The organism is Pseudomonas sp. 43NM1 (genome assembly GCF_002836905.1).
Lineage (GTDB): Bacteria > Pseudomonadota > Gammaproteobacteria > Pseudomonadales > Pseudomonadaceae > Aquipseudomonas > Aquipseudomonas prosekii.
Genome location: NZ_MKGS01000140.1, coordinates 94,504 through 115,818, shown reverse-complemented (window position 1 = coordinate 115,818; position 21,315 = coordinate 94,504). Strand labels below are relative to the sequence as shown.

At 60.4% G+C, this 21,315-nt stretch carries 20 protein-coding genes and 1 pseudogene; 12 read left to right on the top strand and 9 right to left on the bottom strand.

Annotation, left to right across the window (positions count from 1 at the left end):
- Positions 1-13 precede the first annotated feature (13 nt).
- From BI292_RS14620 to coaBC, 3 genes and pseudogenes are all read right to left on the bottom strand, one after another.
- A pseudogene (locus tag BI292_RS14620) lies at positions 14-1,390 on the bottom strand (phosphomannomutase/phosphoglucomutase); the annotation flags it as partial.
- Positions 1,391-1,722: 332 nt separating this feature from the next.
- Complete coding sequence (dut, locus tag BI292_RS14615; RefSeq protein WP_101208264.1) at positions 1,723-2,178, bottom strand: dUTP diphosphatase; 456 nt, start codon at positions 2,176-2,178, stop codon at positions 1,723-1,725.
- Positions 2,179-2,183: 5 nt separating this feature from the next.
- Positions 2,184-3,392 carry a bifunctional phosphopantothenoylcysteine decarboxylase/phosphopantothenate--cysteine ligase CoaBC gene (gene coaBC / locus BI292_RS14610; protein WP_092276189.1) on the bottom strand — a complete coding sequence of 403 codons (1,209 nt, stop codon included), beginning with the start codon at positions 3,390-3,392 and terminating at the stop codon, positions 2,184-2,186.
- Positions 3,393-3,528: 136 nt separating this feature from the next.
- Here coaBC and radC point away from each other — a divergent pair, with 136 nt between their 5' ends.
- Entirely contained in the window at positions 3,529-4,203 is a 675-nt protein-coding gene (gene radC / locus BI292_RS14605; protein ID WP_101208263.1) for a DNA repair protein RadC, read from the top strand.
- A 453-nt stretch (positions 4,204-4,656) separates the two neighbouring features.
- Here radC and BI292_RS14600 read toward each other — a convergent pair whose 3' ends face one another.
- The gene (locus BI292_RS14600) at positions 4,657-6,243 is read right to left on the bottom strand and encodes an ABC transporter substrate-binding protein (protein WP_101208262.1); all 1,587 of its coding nucleotides are present in this window, start codon (positions 6,241-6,243) and stop codon (positions 4,657-4,659) included.
- 446 nt (positions 6,244-6,689) lie between these two features.
- Between BI292_RS14600 and rpmB the strand changes: the two genes are divergently transcribed.
- Positions 6,690-6,923, top strand: a complete 234-nt coding sequence (rpmB, locus tag BI292_RS14595; RefSeq protein ID WP_007894701.1) for a 50S ribosomal protein L28 — start codon at positions 6,690-6,692, stop codon at positions 6,921-6,923.
- A gap of 11 nt (positions 6,924-6,934) precedes the next feature.
- Positions 6,935-7,090, top strand: a complete 156-nt coding sequence (rpmG, locus tag BI292_RS14590) for a 50S ribosomal protein L33 (protein ID WP_007894709.1) — start codon at positions 6,935-6,937, stop codon at positions 7,088-7,090.
- 189 nt (positions 7,091-7,279) lie between these two features.
- Here rpmG and BI292_RS14585 read toward each other — a convergent pair whose 3' ends face one another.
- Positions 7,280-7,642, bottom strand: a complete 363-nt coding sequence (locus tag BI292_RS14585; protein WP_101208261.1) for a cupin domain-containing protein — start codon at positions 7,640-7,642, stop codon at positions 7,280-7,282.
- Positions 7,643-7,878: 236 nt separating this feature from the next.
- On the opposite strand from BI292_RS14585, the gene BI292_RS14580 reads away from it, so the two are divergent.
- Entirely contained in the window at positions 7,879-9,372 is a 1,494-nt protein-coding gene (locus tag BI292_RS14580) for an aldehyde dehydrogenase (RefSeq protein ID WP_101208260.1), read from the top strand.
- A 155-nt stretch (positions 9,373-9,527) separates the two neighbouring features.
- Positions 9,528-10,673: an MFS transporter gene (locus tag BI292_RS14570; RefSeq protein WP_101208259.1), complete on the top strand. Its 1,146-nt coding sequence runs from the start codon at positions 9,528-9,530 to the stop codon at positions 10,671-10,673.
- 184 nt (positions 10,674-10,857) lie between these two features.
- Here the strand turns inward: BI292_RS14570 and BI292_RS14565 are convergent, their stop codons facing one another.
- Positions 10,858-12,426: a phospholipase D family protein gene (locus tag BI292_RS14565; RefSeq protein ID WP_101208258.1), complete on the bottom strand. Its 1,569-nt coding sequence runs from the start codon at positions 12,424-12,426 to the stop codon at positions 10,858-10,860.
- 59 nt (positions 12,427-12,485) lie between these two features.
- Entirely contained in the window at positions 12,486-13,919 is a 1,434-nt protein-coding gene (locus BI292_RS14560) for a PLP-dependent aminotransferase family protein (RefSeq protein WP_101208257.1), read from the bottom strand.
- 179 nt (positions 13,920-14,098) lie between these two features.
- Between BI292_RS14560 and BI292_RS14555 the strand changes: the two genes are divergently transcribed.
- Entirely contained in the window at positions 14,099-14,344 is a 246-nt protein-coding gene (locus BI292_RS14555) for a DUF1127 domain-containing protein (RefSeq protein ID WP_101208256.1), read from the top strand.
- 119 nt (positions 14,345-14,463) lie between these two features.
- Here BI292_RS14555 and BI292_RS14550 read toward each other — a convergent pair whose 3' ends face one another.
- Entirely contained in the window at positions 14,464-15,756 is a 1,293-nt protein-coding gene (locus BI292_RS14550; RefSeq protein WP_101208255.1) for an FAD-binding oxidoreductase, read from the bottom strand.
- Between the two features lie 146 nt (positions 15,757-15,902).
- Between BI292_RS14550 and BI292_RS14545 the strand changes: the two genes are divergently transcribed.
- The gene (locus tag BI292_RS14545) at positions 15,903-16,256 is read left to right on the top strand and encodes a YkgJ family cysteine cluster protein (protein ID WP_007947437.1); all 354 of its coding nucleotides are present in this window, start codon (positions 15,903-15,905) and stop codon (positions 16,254-16,256) included.
- A gap of 123 nt (positions 16,257-16,379) precedes the next feature.
- Here BI292_RS14545 and BI292_RS14540 read toward each other — a convergent pair whose 3' ends face one another.
- On the bottom strand, positions 16,380-16,868 hold the full coding sequence (locus BI292_RS14540) for an Lrp/AsnC ligand binding domain-containing protein (RefSeq protein WP_010465173.1): 489 nt from the start codon (positions 16,866-16,868) through the stop codon (positions 16,380-16,382).
- A 170-nt stretch (positions 16,869-17,038) separates the two neighbouring features.
- Between BI292_RS14540 and dadA the strand changes: the two genes are divergently transcribed.
- From dadA to BI292_RS14515, 5 genes are all read left to right on the top strand, one after another.
- A complete protein-coding gene (gene dadA, locus BI292_RS14535) occupies positions 17,039-18,343 on the top strand; it encodes a D-amino acid dehydrogenase (protein WP_092276220.1) in 1,305 nt (434 codons plus the stop codon).
- Positions 18,315-18,668, top strand: coding sequence for a RidA family protein (locus BI292_RS14530; RefSeq protein WP_101208254.1), 354 nt, complete (start codon positions 18,315-18,317; stop codon positions 18,666-18,668). The genes dadA and BI292_RS14530 overlap by 29 nt, the downstream gene beginning before the upstream one ends.
- A 95-nt stretch (positions 18,669-18,763) precedes the next feature.
- Positions 18,764-19,840, top strand: a complete 1,077-nt coding sequence (gene alr, locus BI292_RS14525) for an alanine racemase (protein WP_101208253.1) — start codon at positions 18,764-18,766, stop codon at positions 19,838-19,840.
- Positions 19,841-19,968: 128 nt separating this feature from the next.
- Positions 19,969-20,517: a cupin domain-containing protein gene (locus BI292_RS14520; protein WP_092276228.1), complete on the top strand. Its 549-nt coding sequence runs from the start codon at positions 19,969-19,971 to the stop codon at positions 20,515-20,517.
- 181 nt (positions 20,518-20,698) lie between these two features.
- Entirely contained in the window at positions 20,699-21,109 is a 411-nt protein-coding gene (locus BI292_RS14515; protein WP_092276231.1) for a cytochrome c5 family protein, read from the top strand.
- Positions 21,110-21,315: the final 206 nt, after the last annotated feature.

Here is a 21,315-nt window from a genome sequence, read left to right as displayed (position 1 = left end):
GTGAATCAGAAGATCAAAACGGTAGTTGGAGATCAGGTGCAACGCGCTTCAACTGGACTTTGAACACGTCCTTGATGCGCTGCAATTCAGCCTCGTCATCGGCCTCGAAACGCAGCACCAGCACCGGTGTGGTGTTGGACGCGCGCACTAGGCCCCAGCCTTTGGCGTAGTCGACTCGCACGCCGTCGATGGTGGTCAGGTCGGCGCCTTCGCCCCACTTCGCGTCGTGCAGAGCATCAATGATGCTGAATTTGCTCTCTTCGGTCACATTGATATTGATTTCAGGCGTAGAAATATCGTTCGGGAAGGTCGCGAATAGCTCTTCGGCGGTGGATTTTTCCTTGCTGAGGATCTCCAGCAGGCGCGCGGCGCTGTAGATACCGTCGTCGAAACCGAACCAGCGCTCCTTGAAGAAGATGTGCCCGCTCATTTCGCCGGCCAACAGCGCGCCGGTTTGTTTCATTTTCTTTTTGATCAACGAGTGACCGGTCTTCCACATTAGTGGGCGACCGCCGTATTCCTTGATCAGCGGCGTCAGGCGACGAGTGCATTTGACGTCGAAGATGATTTCCGCGTCGGCGTTGCGCGCCAGTACGTCACGGGCGAACAGCATCAGCAAGCGGTCCGGGTAGACGATGCTGCCGGTGTTGGTAACGACGCCAACACGGTCGCCGTCGCCGTCAAAGGCCAGGCCCAGGTCGGCGTTGGTTTCCTTGACCTTGGCGATCAGGTCGACGAGGTTTTCAGGCTTGCCCGGGTCCGGGTGATGGTTCGGGAAGTTGCCGTCGACCTCGCAGAACAGCGGGATGACTTCGCAGTTCAGCGCTTCGATCAATTGCGGGGCGATCACGCCAGCCGCGCCGTTACCGCAGTCGACCACGACTTTGAGGCGACGGGCCAGTTTGATGTCCTGGACGATTTCGGTGTTGTAGCGATCGAGGATTTCGACCTTGGTGATGCTGCCCTTGCCGCTGCTCAAGTTATTGGTCTTGAGGCGTTCGTGCAGCGCCTGGATCTGTTCGTTGGCCAAGGTGTCGCCAGCGATGACGATCTTGAAACCGTTGTAGTTCGACGGGTTGTGGCTGCCGGTCAACATCACGCCGGATTTGCCGGCCAGTACGTTGGCGGCGTAATACAGCGCCGGTGTTGGCACCAGGCCGACGTCGCTGACGTGGCAGCCGCTGTCGGCCAGGCCCTGGATCAGGCGTTCGACCAATTCCGGGCCGGACAGGCGGCCGTCGCGGCCAACGGAAACATTCGGTTCGTCCTGGGCAAGGCTCTGGGCGCCGATCGCGCGGCCGAGCCAATAAGCGGTTTCGCCGTTGAGAAATTCCGGGACGGTGCCGCGAATGTCGTAGGCGCGGAAAATGCTGTCGGGGAACTTGGGTGCGACTTGGGCTGGACTGCTCATCTGTGGAAATGCTCCATTTCGAAAGTGACTGGACCGGCCAGCGATTGACGCTTGGGCTGGCTCAAACTGAAGGGTATGACGGCATTTTCCACAGAGAGTTCGTGGTGCGAAAAGGCCATGATCGTCGCATTAGCCGGTATTTTGCCGGCCAATCCCTTGATTTTCAGTGGTAAACCTTCCAGATGACAGCTGTGCAATTTGCAGTACGAGAACCTGTGGGAGCGAGCTTGCTCGCGCTGGCAGGCGACACCTTTGTCGAATGTGTGGCCGTCATCGCGAGCAAGCTCGCTCCCACAGTGGTTTTCGTCTGATCAGTGGCTACCGGAATGCCCGAAACCACCGGCACCGCGTTCGGTTTCGACGAACTCTTCAACCATTTCGAAGTGCGCCTGAACCACCGGCACCAACACCAACTGCGCCAGACGTTCGCCCACTTCGAGGGTGAAGTCCTTGTCGCTGCGGTTCCAGCACGAAACCATCAGCGGGCCCTGGTAATCGGAATCGATCAAACCGACCAGATTGCCCAGCACGATGCCGTGTTTGTGGCCGAGGCCGGAGCGCGGCAGGATCAGCGCCGCCAGGCCCGGATCGCCGATGTAAACCGACAGGCCGGTAGGGATCAGCAGGGTTTCGCCCGGCTTGATCACGGTGTCTTGTTCCAGCATGGCGCGCAGGTCGAGGCCGGCGGAGCCTGGCGTGGCGTACTGCGGCAGCGGGAATTCGCTGCCGATGCGTGGGTCGAGGATCTTGGCTTGCAAAGCGTGCATGTAAATTAAACCTGGTTCAGACGGTCGGCGATAAAAGTGATCAGCTGGCGAGCGATTTTGCTCTTGCTGGTCTGGGCGAAAAGTGTGGCGTGCAGTTCACGGTCGATCACGCTGCAGGCGTTTTCTTCGCTGTTGAAGCCAATGCTCGGATTCGCCACGTCGTTGGCGACGATCAAATCCAGATTCTTGTCTTTCAACTTGCGTGCTGCGTAATCGAGCAGGTGTTCGGTTTCGGCGGCGAAACCGACGCTGAACGGACGGTCGGGACGGGTGGCGATGGTGGCCAGGATGTCTGGGTTGCGCACCATTTGTAGCAACAAGCCGTCGCCGTTCGTAGGATCTTTCTTGAGTTTCTGAGGTGCGACGACTTCCGGACGGTAGTCCGCGACCGCCGCCGAGGCGATAAACAGGTCGCAGGGGATCGCCGATTCACACGCGGCGAGCATGTCGCGAGCGCTGACCACGTCGATGCGCGTGACGCGATCCGGCGTCGGCAAGTGCACCGGGCCGGTGATCAACGTCACGCGGGCGCCGGCTTCAACCGCCGCTTCGGCCAGGGCAAAACCCATTTTCCCCGAGCTGTGGTTGGTGATGTAGCGCACCGGGTCGATGTTTTCCTGGGTCGGGCCGGCGGTGATCAGCACGTGTTTGCCGGTCAGCGCCTGACGCTGGAAGCAGTCCGCGGCGCACTGCGCGAGGTCGGTGGCTTCCATCATGCGGCCCATGCCGACGTCGCCGCAGGCCTGGCTGCCGGAGGCTGGGCCGAAGGTCTTGAGGCCACGCGATTCAAGGGTTTGCAGGTTGGCTTGGGTCGCCGGATCGCGCCACATCGCCTGGTTCATTGCCGGCGCGACGGCCACCACCGCATCGGTGGCCAGCACCAGCGTGGTCAGCAAATCGTCGGCAATACCTTGGGCGAGGCGGGCGATCAGGTCGGCGGTGGCCGGCGCGATCAGCACCAGATCAGCCCATTTGGCCAGCTCGATGTGGCCCATCGCCGCTTCGGCTGCGGGGTCCAGCAGGTCCAGGTGAACCGGGTGCCCGGACAAGGCCTGCATGGTCAGCGGAGTAATGAACTCGCTGCCGCCACGGGTCATGACCACGCGCACTTCGGCGCCCTGGTCGATCAAGCGGCGGACCAGGTCGGCACTCTTGTAGGCAGCAATGCCGCCGCCGACGCCCAGAACGATGCGTTTCCGATACAGCCGCTGCATAGGTCTGCCTTTCATTTCGTTGATGACTGCATGGCGAAACCCCCTCCCCAGGGATGAATTCGCCCGCAAAAAAGATGGGCTACGATATCACAGCGACCGCTACGGAACAGCGGCGCCCACAGACCAGGGAGGTGTTATGAGTATTCGTGATTGGCCGGCGGCGGAACGGCCGCGGGAGAAGCTACTTGAGCAGGGTTCGGCGAGTCTTTCGGATGCTGAGCTGCTGGCCATTTTTCTGCGCACTGGCGTCTTGGGCAAAAGCGCGGTGGATCTGGCCAGGCACCTGTTGAGTCAATTTGGCAGTTTGCGCACTTTGCTGGAGGCTGATCTGCGTACCTTCAGTGGGCATCTCGGCCTCGGCCCGGCGAAATTTGCGCAGCTGCAAGCGGTGCTCGAAATGGCCCGGCGACATTTGGCCGAGCGTTTGCGGCGGGATTCGGTGCTGGAGAGCCCAGTGGCCGTGCGTGATTATCTGAAATCCATGCTGCGCCACGAACCCCACGAGGTGTTCGGCTGCCTGTTTCTGGACTCCAAGCACCGCGTGCTGGCATTCGAAACGCTGTTTCGCGGCTCCATCGACACCACCAGCGTCTACCCGCGACAAGTGGTCAAGCGCGCATTGGCGCACAACGCCGCCGCGCTGATCCTGTGCCACAACCACCCCTCCGGTAACCCCGAGCCGAGTCAGGCCGACCGAATGCTCACCAGACGCCTGCAAGAGGCGCTGGAATTGATCGACGTGCGCGTGCTCGACCATTTCATCGTCGGCGACGGGGAACCGCTGTCGATGGCTGAGTACGGCTGGATGTAACGCAGGGACACCCCTGTAGGAGCGAGCCTGCTCGCGATTGCATTCTTTCAGTCACTGGATCGTTGACTGACACGGCGCCATCGCGAGCAGGCTCACTCCCACATGAGCTCTGCGGTAAACACAAAATCTGTGCCCAACCCATAACCCTTGTAGGAGTAAGCCTGCTCGCGATTGCATTCTTTCAGTCACTGGATCGTTGACTGACACGGCGCCATCGCGAGCAAGCTCACTCCTACAATTGATCTGCGGTAAACCAAAATCTGCGCCCAACCCGTAACCCTTGTAGGAGCGAGCCTGCTCGCGATTGCATTCTTTCAGGCACTGGATCGTTGACTGACACGGCGCCATCGCGAGCAGGCTCACTCCTACAATTGATCTGCGGTAAACGCGAAATCTGCGGCCAACTCATGGGGGCGAGCAGGCTCGCTCCCACAGGTTTTGTGTCGGGTCGGACTATTTGATGCTGACCTTGGAATAATCCTGGCGGCCGAACGGGCTGACTTGATAACCCTGCACGTCCTTGCGCGTCAGCGCGAACGCGGTCGGGTGCGCCAGCGGCAGCCACAATGCCTGTTGCTGGATCTGCGTTTGCGCCTGTTCGTAGAGTTTGGTGCGCACGCCTTGTTCGCTGGTGGTTTTGCCGGCGCTGATCAGCTTGTCCAGGTCCTGATTGCAATAGCGCGCGAAGTTGGTGCCGGACTTGACCGCCGCGCAGGAAAACTGCGGCGTGAGGAAGTTGTCCGGGTCGCCGTTATCGCCAGCCCAGCCCATGAACAACAAGTCATGCTCGCCAGCCTTGGCGCGACGAATCAACTCGCCCCACTCAATCACGCGGATCTCCGCTTGAATGCCGATGGCGGCCAGATCCGACTGCAACATCTGCGCGCCGAGGCTTGGGTTCGGGTTCAGCAAACTGCCGGAAGGGCGGGTCCAGATAGTCGTCTGGAAACCTTCCTTGAGCCCGGCCTTGGCCATCAATGCCTTGGCTTTTTCCACGTCATGCGCGTAGCCGGGCAGGTTTTTCGCGTAGCTCCAGGTGTTCGGCGGGTAAGGGCCGTTCGCCGGTTGGGCGGTGTCTTCGAACACGGCTTTGATGTAATTGGCCTTGTCGAACGCGAGGTTGATCGCCTGGCGCACTTCCGGTTTGTCCAGCGGCGGATGCTGGGTATTGATGCCGACGAATGCGGTCATGAACGCGTCAGTCTTTTCGACTTTCAGCGTCGGCTCTTTCAGCGCGGCTTGTACGTCGAGCGGCTTGGGCGAGAGCGCAATCTGGCATTCGTTGCGGCGCAATTTCTGCAAGCGCACGTTGGCGTCCGGCGTAATGGCGAAGATCAGCGGGTCGACTGACGGCTTGCCGCCGAAGTAATCGGGGTTGGCCTTGTAGCGAATCACCGCGTCTTTCTGGAACCGCGTAAACACGAACGGGCCGCTGCCGATCGGCTGGCTGTTGAGCTTTTCCGGTGTGCCGGCCTTCAACAGTTTGTCGGCGTATTCGGCGGAATAGATCGAGGCGAAACCCATGCTCAACGTCGCGAGGAAGGTCGAATCCGGGTGATCGAGGGTGAAGCGCACGGTCAGCGGGTCAAGCGCGTCGATCTTCTTGATCAGCGCCGGCAACTGCATTGACTGCGCGTGCGGGAAGCCGCTCTGGGCGACTTTGTGCCACGGGTGCGCCGGGTCGAGCATGCGGTCGAAGCTGAATTTGACGTCTTCGGCGCTCAACTCGCGGGTCGGGCTGAAGTAGTCGGTTTTTTGGAATTTGACCTTCGGATGCAGTTTGAATACGTAGGTCAGGCCGTCCGGCGAGACTTCCCAGCTGTCGGCGAGGCTGGCGACCACTTTGCCGCTGGCGGTATCGAAATCCACCAGGCGGTTCATCAGCACATCGGCCGAAGCATTAGTGGTGGTCAGCGAGTTGTATTGCACTACGTCGAAGCCTTCGGGGCTGGCCTCGGTGCAAACGGTCAGGGCCGCAGCGTGGGCCAGCGGGCTCAGCAGCAGAGGGGCGAGCAGCAGCGGTAAGGCAGCGAGGCGCATGGTCAGATTCCTTCACAGATCGATTGCCCATCTGCAAGTGCAGTCTGGAAAAGGCCTACCCTAGAGGGCTCTTTTGCAAATGACTATCCCCTTTTTCATTTTGGGGCGACTATAGGCGCCAGATTTTTGTGTGTGAGGGTTGGCAAGGGTCTTGAGTTGAGGTGTTGGTGGAGGCTCTGCGACGAGCGGTCGCCATCGACGATAGCCTTTATCCAAGGCGCTCACAGCCCGGAAAATGGGCTTTTTGTGAATTCTTCGCACACTGAATGTTGTTGCTTCGAGGTCTTTCTGGTATAAAGCAGCGCTCTTTTCTAGGGGCCCGGTTCCTTCACTGTAGGTGTAGCCGGTAAGACCTCTAAAGAAACGCGGCGCCTGGCGCCAAATGACTGAGAGATTAAGCGGCCAACCCATGCCGGGTTGGGCATGTGGTTTTAGAGGGCTGAGGCATGTCGAGAGTATGTCAAGTTACCGGTAAGGGTCCGGTGACTGGGAATAACATTTCCCACGCAAACAACAAAACCCGTCGTCGTTTCCTGCCGAACCTGCAGCATCACCGCTTCTGGGTTGAAGAAGAGAAACGTTTCGTGCGTCTGCGCGTATCTGCCAAAGGCATGCGTATCATCGACAAGCGTGGCATCACTGTCGTGCTGGCCGAAATCCGCAAAGCTGGCAAGATCTAAGGGAGCTAATCATGCGTGAATTGATTCGTTTGATTTCGAGCGCCGGTACTGGTCACTTCTACACTACCGACAAGAACAAGCGCACTACGCCGGACAAAATCGAGATCAAGAAATTTGATCCGGTTGTTCGCAAGCACGTGATCTACAAAGAAGGCAAAATCAAGTAATTGATTTTTCCGACTTACGAAAAAGGCCCGTATCGCGAGATACGGGCCTTTTTTGTTGCCTACGGGTTAGTGTTGCCTGTCAGAACGCCTTCGCGGGCAAGCCTCGCTCTTACAGGGATCGCGTCCGTCCTGTAGGAGCGAGCCTTGCCCGCGAAGAGGCCGGCCCAGACAACCAAAATCCCCAAATCCTCAGCCCTTCTGCTCAAACGCCACATAAATCTTGCGGCACGCTTCCAGCACTTCCCACGTACCGCGAAAACCCGCCGGAATCACGAAGCGATCGCCCGCGCGCACGGTTTTACCGTTGCCGTCGTTATCGCGCAGCACCGAAACGCCCTGCACGATCTCGCAATATTCATGTTCGGTGAAGTTCACCAGCCACTGGCCCACCGCGCCTTCCCAGACGCCGGCATTCAACTGGCCGCAAGGGCTGTTGTAGTGGTTGTAAACCACTTGTTCGGGATCGCCCTTGAGAATTTTCGCCTCGTCCGGTCGATAACGTTCCGGTTCGGTTTTGGCTTGGCTGAAGTCGACCACGTTCTCGATATTCATTGTTGTAATCCCCCGTGATTGCGGCGCGATAGCTGGAAAGGCCAAAGTCTATGTTTATTAAAATGAACACCGCAAGGCCGTTTACCTGCCTTATGTCAAATATATTGAAACAACCCCGGTCACTGGTTTAGGGTGGCGGGTGCCCTGAGCCGAAAGTCGGCTGGCCGGGCGGAATTCCTGAAAGCACTCGCGAACAAACGCGGGGCACTCGTATTCAACAAGAGGAGGACACCCGAATGACCACCCTGACTCGTGCCGATTGGGAGCAACGCGCTCGCGATCTGAAGATCGAAGGCCGCGCCTACATCAATGGCGAATACACCGACGCCGTCTCCAGCGAGACCTTCGAGTGCATCAGCCCGGTCGATGGCCGTCTGCTCGGCAAGATTGCCAGCTGTGACGCCGCCGACGCCCAGCGCGCTGTGGAAAACGCCCGCGCTACTTTCAATTCCGGCGTCTGGTCGCGCCTCGCTCCGGCCAAACGCAAAGCCGCGATGATCCGTTTCGCCGGCCTGCTCAAGCAGCACGCCGAAGAACTGGCGCTGCTCGAAACCCTGGACATGGGCAAGCCGATCAGCGATTCGCTGTACATCGACATTCCCGGCGCGGCGCAAGCGCTGAGCTGGAGCGGTGAGGCGATCGACAAGATTTATGACGAAGTCGCCGCGACTCCGCACGATCAACTGGGCCTGGTGACCCGCGAGCCGGTGGGCGTGGTTGGCGCCATCGTGCCGTGGAACTTCCCGTTGATGATGGCCTGCTGGAAACTCGGGCCGGCGCTGTCCACCGGTAACTCGGTGATTCTCAAGCCGTCGGAAAAATCGCCGCTGACCGCCATCCGCATCGCCGCGCTGGCGGTTGAGGCCGGTATTCCGAAAGGCGTGCTCAACGTCCTGCCGGGCTACGGCCACACCGTCGGCAAGGCTTTGGCCCTGCACAACGACGTCGACACCTTGGTGTTCACCGGTTCGACCAAGATCGCCAAGCAATTGCTGATCTATTCCGGCGAATCGAACATGAAACGCGTCTGGCTCGAAGCCGGCGGCAAGAGCCCGAACATCGTCTTTGCCGATGCGCCGGACCTGCAAGCCGCCGCCGAATCCGCCGCCAGCGCCATCGCCTTCAACCAGGGCGAAGTCTGCACCGCCGGTTCGCGCCTGCTGGTCGAGCGTTCGATCAAGGACACCTTCCTGCCGATGGTGATCGAAGCACTGAAAACCTGGAAGCCGGGCAACCCGCTGGACCCGGCGACCAACGTCGGCGCGCTGGTGGACACGCAGCAGATGAACACCGTGCTGTCCTACATCGAATCCGGCCACACCGACGGCGCCAAACTGGTCGCGGGCGGCAAGCGCATCTTGCAGGAAACCGGTGGCACCTACGTTGAGCCGACGATTTTCGACGGCGTGAACAACGCGATGAAAATCGCTCAGGAAGAAATCTTCGGCCCAGTGCTGTCGGTGATTGCTTTCGACTCCGCCGAAGAAGCCATCCAGATCGCCAACGACACGCCGTATGGCCTGGCCGCAGCGGTGTGGACCAAGGACATCTCCAAGGCGCACCTGACCGCCAAGGCACTGCGCGCCGGTAGCGTTTGGGTCAACCAGTACGACGGCGGCGACATGACCGCACCGTTCGGTGGCTTCAAGCAGTCGGGCAACGGTCGCGATAAATCGCTGCACGCGTTCGACAAATACACCGAACTGAAGGCGACCTGGATCAAGTTGTAAGCACCACACAACGAAGATCCCTTGTGGGAGCGAGCTTGCTCGCGATAGCGGTGTAACAGTCGACATCAGTGTTGAATGTGCAACCGCCATCGCGAGCAAGCTCGCTCCCACATTGTTTTGTGCTGAATATAAAAATATCCACAGGAGCGTGGAACATGCGTTGGGCGACTTATTTCGCCGTGTTGGCGTCTGTCTTGAGCGTTGGCCTGGCCCTCGGCGTGAGCATGCCGCTGGTGTCGTTTCGCCTCGAGAGCTGGGGTTATGGCTCATTCGCGATTGGCGTCATGGCCGCCATGCCGGCGATTGGAGTGTTGGTCGGGGCGAAGATCTCCAGCCATCTGGCGGCGCGTTTCGGCACCGCTAACCTGATGCGTTTGTGCCTGTGGGCCGGGGCGGTGTCCATCGGTTTGCTGGCGCTGTTGCCGAGTTACCCGATCTGGCTGCTGCTGCGGCTGATGATCGGCGTGATCCTTACGTTGGTGTTTATCCTTGGCGAAAGCTGGATCAATCAGTTGGTGGTCGAGCAGTGGCGTGGCCGTTTGGTGGCGCTGTACGGCAGCAGTTACGCGTTGAGCCAACTCGGCGGGCCGTTGTTGCTGGGGGCCTTGGGCACTGATCACGATTACGGTTTCTGGGTCGGCGTCGGTTTGCTGATTTCTGCGCCATTGCTGTTGCTCGGGCGCAGCGGCGCGCCGGCCAGTGAAGCGAGCAGCGTGACGTTCGGTGATTTGTGGACGTTCTGCCGAGGCTTGCCGGCGATTGCCTGGGCGGTGTCGCTGTTCGCCGCGTTCGAGGCGATGATCCTGACGCTACTGCCGGTGTATTGCCTGCGCCAGGGCTTCACTGCCGAGATTGCTTTGGCGATGGTCAGCACGGTGGTGGTCGGCGATGCGTTGCTGCAATTGCCGATTGGCGCGCTGGCGGATCGGGTGTCGCGGCGCAGTCTGTTCACCGCTTGCGCAGTCGTGCTGCTGGTGTCGAGCCTGGCGATTCCGCTGCTGCTCGACACGTTGCTGATCTGGCCGCTGTGGGTGTTGTTCGGCGCGAGCGCTGGTGGGTTGTTTACCTTGTCGCTGATCTTGATCGGTGAGCGCTACCGCGACGACGCGCTGGTGCGGGCCAATGCGCACATCGCGCAGCTGTGGGGCATCGGTTGCCTGATCGGGCCGTTGGCGGCCGGGGCGGGCAGCCAGTGGATCAGCGGACACGCGTTGCCCTTGCTGATGGCGGCGGGGGCGTTTGGGTTGGTGATATTGCTGATGCGCCAAGGTGCGTTTGGCGCAGTGGCCGAACCTGCCTGAAACTGAACACAAAACCTGTGGGAGCGAGCTTGTGTGGCGAGGGGGCTTGCCCCCGTTCGGCTGCGCAGCAGTCGTAAAACCATCCAACGCGACATAACGGGTAGATTCGTGTCGTCAACGTTGGGGCTGGTTCGCAGCCCAGCGGGGGCAAGCTCCCTCGCTACAATTGATCAGTAAAGCTTGACTACAGCATCCGCTCCAAGCCTACGGTGGTGCTGAACCACGCATTGAACCGCCGCCACAGACTGCCCGGCTCTTTGCTCAACGTGTGCATTTTGCCGTCGTCCTCGGTCACCCAAACCACTTTTCCATCCTGCAGTTTCGCCTCGTAACTGAGCGGCGGCGCCATGCCTTGCAGTGCCAGTTCACGCACGTGCGCGGCGAGTTCCGGGCTGTCCACGAGCACCCCGACTTCGGTATTCCACAGCACCGAACGCGGGTCGAAATTGAACGAGCCGATAAACGATTTCTTCTGGTCGAAAATCATCGCTTTGCTGTGCAAACTCGAATCCGAGCCTTGATACGCCGAGCGCCGGAACAGGTTCGGGCCACTGCCGCCACCTTCACCCGGCTGGCGACGCAACTCGAACAACTTCACCCCGTGCTCCAGCAACGCTTTGCGATACGGCGCATACCCGCCGTGCACCGCCGGCACGTCGGTGGCTTCCAGCGAATTGGTGAGCAAACTCACGGTGACGCCCGCGTCGGCGCGCCCGGTGAGGTAAACCAGCCCCGGTTGCCCCGGAACGAAATACGCCGAAATCATGATCAGCTCTTTGCTGACCCCGGTCAGTTCCGGTGCCAGTTGCGTGGTCAGCAGCAACTGCGGATCGGGTTCGCCCTTGGACAACACCTTGCTCGGCGCGTCCCACAGTGCCTGGTTCCAGGCCCAGATCAACTCGCTGCGCCAGATATCCAGGCGCGGGTGTTTGTCGTAAATCATCAACTGCTGATACAGCGCGTGGTTCTGTTTGCGCGTCTCTTGCAGAGACTGCTCCAGCCGCGCGCGGGTCTCTTGCAGGTCCTTGGCGGTTGGTTTGCTGCTGAGGAAATCGTCGATCGGCTTGCTCAGCGCACTGTTCCAGTACTGGTCGAAACTGTGCCCGAGCTGCTCGGCGACCGGGCCGACGCTGAGCATGTCGATGTCGGTGAAATTCAGGTTCGGCTCGGCGTCGAAATACTCATCGCCCAAGTTGCGTCCGCCGACGATGGCGACGCTGTTGTCGGCCAGCCACAGCTTGTTGTGCATGCGTCGATGTTGCAGCGACAGGTCAAACAAACGGCCCATGGCCCGCGTCACGCCGGTGGCGCGGCCCAGGTGCAATGGGTTGAACAGGCGAATCTGAATCTGCGGATGCGCGGCCAGCGTCGCAATGATCTGGTCGAGGCCGTCGCTGGTGGTGTCGTCGAGCAGGATGCGCACGCGCACGCCACGGTCGGCAGCCTTGAGCAATTCCTCGACGAGCATCCGCGTGCTGATGCCGTCGTGGACGATGTAGTACTGCAAGTCGAGGCTGGTCTGGGCGTTGCGGATCAACTCGGCGCGGGCCATGAAGGCTTCGGTGCTGTTGGACAACAGGCGAAACCCGGATTGCCCTTGATGCGGCGCCGCTTGGGCCTGGATCGAGCGGCCAAACGCCGAATCGGCTGCTGGCAGCGCTGAGCTCGGCTCGCGCGGGGCGCTGATGCTGGCGCAACCGCCAAGGAGCGCGGTGAGTAACAAAAGCACGTACAGCGGTGGTCTGGCTCTCACGTAGGATCGTTCCGAGTGGCGGCGGTTGTCGGCATAGGATGCCGGTTTTCCGAGAAAGGTCAGTCGGTGGTGAAATCTGTTTCGGCCAGCAACTTGATCGCCGCCGCGCCGACCTTGCGCACGGCGTCTTCGATCTGCGGCGTCGGTTTGGCAGCGTAGTTCATTCGCAGGCAATTGCGGTACTTGCCCGAGGCGGAAAAAATGCTCCCGACGGCAATCTGTACGCCTTGATCGTGCAGCGCCCGATTCAGTTTCAAGGTGTCGAAACCTTCCGGCAATTCGACCCACAACATGAAGCTGCCCTGCGGGCGACTGGCGCGTGTGCCGGCCGGGAAATAACGGCTGACCCAATCGATCATCAAGTCACGATTGCGCTGATATTGGCTGCGCATCCGCCGCAGATGCGGCTCGAAGTGGCCGCCCTTGAGGAATTCGGCAATCGCGATCTGCGGTTGCGGCGCGGTGGAGCCGGTGCTGATGTATTTCATGTGCAGCACCCGTTCCAGATAGCGGCCCGGCGCTACCCAGCCAATCCGTAGCCCTGGGGCCAGGGTTTTGGAAAACGAGCTGCAAAGCAGGACGCGGCCGTCTTCGTCGAAGGATTTGATCGTCCGTGGACGCGGGTAGTTGTAGGCCAATTCGCCATACACATCGTCCTCGATGATCGCCACGTCAAAACGCTGCGCCAGGTTCAGCAACGCGCGTTTGCGCCCCTCGGGCATGATGTAGCCCAGCGGGTTGTTGCAGTTGGGCGTCAGTTGAATGGCTTTGATCGGCCATTGTTCGAGCGCCAGTTCCAGTGCGTCGAGGCTGATGCCGGTGAGCGGGTCGGTGGGAATTTCCAGGGCTTTCATGCCCAGGCCCTTGAGGGTTTGCATGGCGCCGTGAAAGCTCGGCGAGTCCACCGCGACGATGTCGCCCGGCGCGCAAATCGAGCGAATGCTGGTGGACAGCGCTTCGTGGCAACCGGTGGTGATCACCAGGTCGGCGGCGCTCAATTGGCAGCCGGAATCGAGCATCAGCCGGGCGATCTGTTCGCGCAGGTCGAGGTTGCCGTGGATGTTGTCGTAATACAGACCGGGCATGTCCTGGCGCCGACTGATCTGCGCCAGCCCGCGCAGCAACGGTTTCATGGTCGGCGTGGTGATGTCCGGCATGCCCCGGCCCAGTTGCACCACGTCTTTGCGCGGCACCGCGCGGATCAATTCCAGCACCTGATCCCACTGCGAAATATCCACCGGGCGTTGCGCCGGGCGACCGATGGCGGGCAGCTCCGGCAACTCGCGGCCAACCGGCACGAAGTAGCCGGACTTGGGTTTCGGCGTCGCCAAGCCACTGTCTTCGAGCACCCGATAAGCCTGTTGCACGGTGCTCAGGCTGACCCCGTGTTCCACGCTCAAGGCCCGCACCGACGGCAGCCGGTCGCCGGGACGATAGAAGCCCTGTTCGATACGTGTGCCGAGCAATTCGGCGAGATTGACGTAGAGAGTCATGGTGCAGCCTCGGCGCGGGTGATGCGGTTAACCAGTACAGATCAGCTTTAAATACGCGATTCAGAGCCTTGAATGGTCAATCTGTATGGAATTAATACAGTTGCTTTGAATCTGTAATGCTTTTCAACGTCCGCGCATCATGAAAGCTCTGGCTACCCAAGTAAACAGGAGCAATCAAAATGAACGGCTTGAGCGATGTGCGGCTGACGTTACACAGTCAGGAACTGGCGGCAGGGCAGGAAAACGGCACCCGCGCGGCGGCGATGCGCAATGCGCCGTCCTGCCTGAGTCGCTGGCATCTGTTCTGGCGGCGTTTGCATACACGCAAGGCGTTGCTGAACCTGACGACCGAACAGTTGCGCGATGTTGGCTTGAGCCGGGAGCAAGCGCTGGAGGAGGGGCTGAAGCCGTTTTGGCGGATTTGAAGTCTGTGGTGTTCTTCAGGTCCATTCGCGGGCAAGCCTCGCTCCTAAAGGTTATGCGCTGGATACCTGTAGGAGCGAGGCTTGCCCGCGAAGGCGTCCTTACAAACGCCAAAAATCTCTCAAACCAACTCTTTCAACCGATGCCACAACATCCCCAACGCCAGCAACGGTGAGCGCAAATGCTTGCCGCCGGGGAAGGTGATGTGCGGCACCTGCGCAAACAAATCAAAGCCGCCGCTGTGCTGGCCGCTGATTGCTTCGGCGAGCAACTTGCCGGCCAGGTGCGTGGCATTCACCCCGTGCCCGGAATAGGCCTGGGCGTAATACACATTCGGCTGATCCTTGAGCCGGCCGATCTGCGGCAAGCGATTGGCGCCGATGCCAATCATCCCGCCCCACTGATAATCGATTTTCACCCCGGCCAGTTGCGGGAATACCTCGAGCATCTTCGGCCGCATGTACGCGGCGATGTCTTTCGGGTCGCGCCCCGAGTAATGGCAGGCGCCGCCGAACAGCAAACGTCGGTCCGCCGAGAGCCGGTAATAATCCAGCGCGACCCGTTGATCACACACCGCCATGTTCTGCGGCAACAGGTTATGCGCCTGTTCCTCGCTCAACGGCTCGGTGGCGATGATGTAACTGCCGGCCGGCAGCACTTTGCCGCTGAGTTCGGGGTTGAGGTCTTGCAGGTAAGCGTTGCAACCGAGTACCAACGTTTTAGCGCGCACCGAACCCTGGGCGGTCTGCACCGTCACTTCGCGGCCGTAATCGATGCGGGTGACCGCCGAGTGTTCAAACAGTTTGACCCCCAGTTGCTGCGCGGCCGCCGCTTCGCCGAGCGCCAGGTTCAGCGGGTGCAAATGCCCGGAACCCATGTCGATCAAACCGCCGACGTAACGATCCGAGCCCACCACCGAGTGCATTTCATGGGCTTGCAGCAAGCGCGTTTCGTAGCGATATCCGAGGCTGCGCAGTGCTTCGGCGTCCTCGGCGAAACCTTCGAGATCGCGGGGTTTGTTCGCCAGATCGCAATAACCCCAGGTCAGGTCGCACGATATCTGGAAACGCTCGACGCGCTGGCGGACGATTTCCACCGCTTCCAGGCCCATGAGTTTCATCTGCCGCACGCCGTCGGCGCCGATGACGTTGGCGAACTGATCGAGGCCATGGCCGACGCCGCGAATCAGCTGCCCGCCGTTGCGGCCGCTGGCGCCCCAGCCGATCTTGTGCGCTTCGAGCAACACTACGCTGAGGCCACGCTCGGCCAGTTCGAGCGCCGTGTTCAACCCGGAGAACCCGCCGCCGACCACGCACACATCGGCAATCAACTCGCCTTGCAGCACCGGGTGATCGGGCTGCGGCAGGCTGCTGGCGGCGTAATAAGAGGCGGTGTGCCGGGCAGGGGCATTCATGCGTGGGTTCCTGATTATCGTGTTTGAAAAAGTCGACGGAGGATAAGCCGGACCTTCCGGCGCGGGCAACATTGGTCGGTTGCGGCTGTATGGATCGCAGCTTATGCGTCAGAATCGCGTTCTATTTCGTTTGAGTCACCGCTTCGATGAGCTGTAACAGTCAGAAAATTCGCACCTTGCGCCAGCAGATCCCCTCGTTCGAGTGCGTGCCTGGCTGCCATGACTGCTGCGGCCCGGTGACCACCTCGCCGGAAGAAATGTCGCGCCTGCCGCGCAAGACCCGCGCCGAGCAGGACGCGGCGATGGATGAGCTGAACTGCGTACACCTGGGGCCAAACGGCTGCACCGTGTACGACGAGCGGCCGCTGATCTGCCGGTTGTTCGGCACCACCAAAACCCTGCCATGCCCCAACGGGCGCGGGCCGGTGGAGCTGATCCATCCGCGGGTGGAGAAGCAGATTCATGAGTACATGGCGTCGACGCGGCAGGTGTTGGTCTAACGGTCGCGTTCCTGCGGATTGACCGGGTCGATCCCATCGCGAGCAAGCTCGCTCCCACAGGTACCGCGCTGTCCTTGTGGGAGCTTGCTTGCTCGCGATGGCGTCCGCCCAGCCGACTTGATCTCAATCCGGGATCGGCAGGCACAGGCTCTCTTTGACTTCTTCCATCACGATATAGCTCTTCGATTCGCGCACATGCGGCAGTTTCAGCAGGATGTCGCCGAGCAATTTGCGGTAAGACGCCATCTCGGAAATCCGCGCTTTCACCAGATAGTCGAAATCCCCTGACACTAGATGGCACTCCAGCACGTGCGGCAGCTTCAGCACCGCGCGTCGGAACTCTTCGAAAGTGTCGCCGGATTTGTAGTCGAGACTGATCTCGACGAACACCAGCAAGCTACCCTTCAAATGCTGCGGATTGAGCCGGGCGTTGTAGCCCATGATGATCCCTTCGCGTTCCAGCCGACGCACGCGCTCGGTGCACGGCGTCGTCGAGAGGCCGACCTTTTCCCCCAGCTCGGTAAAGGAAATGCGCCCGTCCGCTTGCAGGATCCGCAGGATGTTGCGGTCGATCTTGTCCAGCTCACGTTTGGTCTGAGTGTTGGTACGCATAGGGGATGCGCCTCCGTGAAAAGGGTTTTTGCCGAGAATTGTCGCCAAATATAGGCACTTATATAGTGAAAAGCACTGGCTGATCTTTTTTAAACTGCGCACATCATCGGTTTGCTCACATTGATCTGCACAACACACGTCAGCGGTCCGCCGCGATGAGGGAAATAAAAATGCGCGTTATGGTCTTGGGTAGCGGCGTCATCGGTACCGCCAGTGCTTACTATCTGGCCCGTGCCGGATTTGAAGTGGTGGTCGTGGACCGGCAGCCGGCCGCTGCCATGGAGACCAGTTTCGCCAACGCCGGGCAGGTCTCGCCGGGTTACGCCTCGCCGTGGGCCGCGCCGGGCGTGCCGCTCAAAGCGATCAAATGGCTGCTGCAACGCCACGCGCCATTGGCGATCAAGGCCACTGCCGACATCGACCAATACCTGTGGATGGCGCAAATGCTGCGTAACTGCACCGCCAACCGCTATGCGGTAAACAAGGAGCGCATGGTCCGTCTGTCCGAGTACAGCCGCGACTGCCTCGACGAATTGCGCGCCGAAACCGGCATCGCCTACGAAGGCCGCAGCCTGGGGACCACGCAACTGTTCCGCACCCAGGCGCAGCTCGACAACGCCGCCAAAGACATTGCTGTACTGAAAGCTTCCGGGGTGCCGTTCGAACTGCTCGACCGCGCCGGTATTGCTCGCGTTGAACCGGCGCTGGCCAGCGTCACCGATATCCTCGCCGGCGCCTTGCGTCTGCCGAACGACCAGACCGGCGACTGCCAGATCTTCACCACGCGCCTGGCCGAAATGGCCGTGAAACTCGGCGTGGAATTCCGTTTCGACCAAGACATTCAGAAACTCGACTACGCCGGCGACCGCATCAACGGTGTGTGGATCGACGGCAAGCTCGAAACCGCTGACCGCTACGTCCTCGCGCTCGGCAGTTATTCGCCGCAACTGCTCAAGCCGCTGGGCATCAAAGCGCCGGTTTACCCGCTCAAGGGTTACTCGCTGACCGTGCCGATCACCAACCCGGCGATGGCCCCGACTTCGACCATTCTCGACGAGACCTACAAAGTCGCGATCACCCGTTTCGACAACCGCATTCGCGTTGGCGGCATGGCCGAGATCGCCGGTTTTGACCTGTCGCTGAACCCGCGTCGGCGCGAAACCCTGGAGATGATCGTCAACGACCTTTATCCTCAGGGCGGCGATCTGGCCCAGGCGAGTTTCTGGACCGGCCTGCGCCCGACCACCCCGGACGGCACGCCGATCGTTGGCGCGACGCCGTTCAGCAACCTGTTCCTGAACACTGGCCACGGCACGCTCGGTTGGACCATGGCCTGTGGTTCCGGGCGTTTGCTGGCGGATTTGATGGCGAAGAAAACCCCGCAGATCAGCGCCGAAGGCCTCGATATTTCCCGTTACGGCAGCAAAATCCAGGAGTCCGCAAAACATGGCAATCCAGCGCCAGCTCACCAATGAACGCATGAGTCAGATCGTCGCCCACAACGGTACGGTGTACTTGGCTGGGCAGGTTGGCGATGACCTGAGCGCCGGAATTGAACAGCAGACCCGCGAAACCCTGAGCAACATCGAGCGTTTGCTTGATCTGGCCGGCACCGACAAAAACCATTTGCTGTCGGTGACGATTTACCTGAAAGACATCGATGCAGATTTCGCCGGCATGAACGCGGTGTGGGACCAGTGGCTGCCAAAAGGCGTCGCCCCGGCCCGTGCCACCGTCGAATCGAAGCTGTGCGAACCGGAAATTCTGGTTGAGCTGTCAGTGGTTGCCGCACTGCCTTAACCGCTTGTAACGATCCCTCTCCCGGTGCTGTTGGCGGTTCACGCCGTCAGCCAGCGCCGGTTTTTATTCCCATGACCGCCTAGAAGTCTGCCGCCATGCGTCCTGCCCGTGCCCTGATCGACCTTCAAGCCCTGCGTCACAACTACCAAATCGCCCGTGAAGTCACGGCGGGGGCCAAGGCCCTCGCGGTGATCAAGGCTGATGCCTACGGCCACGGCGCGGTGCGTTGCGCCCAAGCGCTGGAAGCCGAGGCCGACGGCTTTGCGGTGGCGTGCATTGAAGAGGCGCTGGAGCTGCGCGCGGCGGGGATTCGCGCGCCGGTGTTGTTGCTCGAAGGCTTTTTTGAAGCTGAAGAGTTGGCGCTGATCGTCGAGCACGACTTCTGGTGCGTGGTGCATTCGCTGTGGCAACTCGAAGCGATCGAGCAAGCGGCGCTGAGCAAACCGATCACGGTGTGGCTCAAGCTCGATTCGGGCATGCACCGGGTCGGTTTGCATCCCAAGGACTACCAGACGGCTTATCAACGGCTGCTGGCCAGCGGCAAAGTGGCGAAAATCGTCTTGATGAGCCACTTTGCCCGCGCCGATGAATTGCACGCCCAGGCCAGCGCCGAGCAGGTCACGGTGTTTGAAGCGGCGCGTCAGGGCTTGGCCGCTGAGGTCAGCCTGCGCAACTCGCCAGCCGTGCTCGGTTGGCCGCAGATCCCCAGCGATTGGGTGCGCCCGGGGATCATGCTCTACGGCGCCACGCCGTTCGAAGAAGCCAACGCCGTGGCCTCGCGCCTGCAACCGGTGATGACCCTCGAATCAAAAGTGATCTGCGTGCGTGAACTGCCGGCCGGCGAGCCGGTGGGCTACGGCGCGAGATTCATCACGCAGAAGCCGATGCGTATCGGTGTGGTCGCCATGGGTTATGCCGACGGTTACCCGCGCCATGCACCGACCGGCACGCCGGTAATGGTCGCCGGCCAGCGCAGCCAACTGCTCGGGCGGGTGTCGATGGACATGCTCTGCATCGATTTGACCGATGTGCCGCACGCCGGCCTTGGGTCGACCGTCGAGTTGTGGGGCAAAAACGTGCTGGCCAGCGAAGTGGCGTTGGCCGCCGACACGATTCCTTATCAGATCTTCTGCAACCTGCGCCGGGTGCCGCTGCTCTATTCCGGGGCTTGAGGCAAAACAGGCCGCGCCGGAAGTCGCCTCGCTGAACAGGATTCAGGCCAAAGTGTTGTAAATACTGAACGCTGTCGCCATGATAACGCTCAAATTTTCTACAACCTGAATCCCTGGAGGCTCCAGCATTGGACGTCGGTGAACGACTGCAATCCATCCGTAAGCTCAAAGGTCTTTCGCAGCGTGAGCTCGCCAAACGCGCGGGTGTCACCAACAGCACCATTTCGATGATCGAGAAAAACAGCGTCAGCCCCTCGATCAGCTCGCTGCGCAAAGTGTTGGGCGGGATTCCCATGTCCATGGTCGAGTTCTTTTCCGAAGAAATCCTGCAGGAAAAACCGACTCAGATCGTCTACAAAGCTAACGAGCTGATCGATATTTCCGATGGCGCCGTGACCATGAAACTGGTCGGCCGGGCCCACCCGAGCCGGGCCATCGCGTTCCTCAATGAAATTTACCCGCCGGGCGCCGATACCGGCGACGAAATGCTTACGCATGAGGGCGAGGAAACCGGGATTCTGGTCGAAGGTCGGCTGGAACTGGTGGTCGGCGGCGAAACTTTTGTGCTCGAAGCCGGCGACAGCTACTACTTTGAAAGTACCAAGCCGCACCGTTTCCGGAATCCGTTCGATGCGCCGGCGCGACTAATCAGCGCAGCCACTCCAGCGAATTTCTGACAGAAGAGGCGCCCGGCCAGCATCGCGAAGGCGCCCGAAGGGTTTTACCCCACACAACAAGACCCCTTCGACTTTGGGGTTGTTTCAGTGTGGCGGGCTTGCCGTTATACTTGCGCCCGCCTGCGAACCGTGGCCGCGGGCGTGAATAGCCACCATTGAGGGTGAACGCGTGAACCTAATTATGAAAATGCTGGCTGCACCAGCAACCGTACTGGCCCTATGGGCTGTCAGCGCACAAGCTGCGACTACCGATGACATTGCCAAACGCCTTGCGCCTGTCGGCCAGGTCTGTGTAACGGGTCAAGAGTGCAAAGGGATGGAAGTGGCCGTTGCGGCCGGTGGCGGCGGCGCCAAAACGCCGAAAGATGTTATTGCAAAACATTGCAATGCTTGCCACGGCACTGGCCTGTTGGGCGCACCGAAAATCGGTGACACAGCGGCCTGGAAAGAACGCGCCGATCACCAGGGCGGCCTCGACGGCATCCTGGCCAAAGCCATTACCGGCATCAACGCGATGCCGCCAAAAGGCACCTGCGCCGATTGCTCCGATGACGAGCTCAAAGGCGCAATCAAAGAGATGTCCGGCCTGTAACACGCCCGCATCTGTCACGAAAAAGCCGCTCACCAGCGGCTTTTTTGTGCCTGCGATTCTGTTCAAAGCGCTGGGTCAGGCAACTTTGCTGGCGCCTGACACGGCCTCTTCGCGAGAAAGCTCGCTCCCACAGAGGGCCTCAGTGCTTGCATGATTTGGCGGCTGAGACTGTTCATTGCAGCAATTCCCCGGCAAGCTCGGTCCAA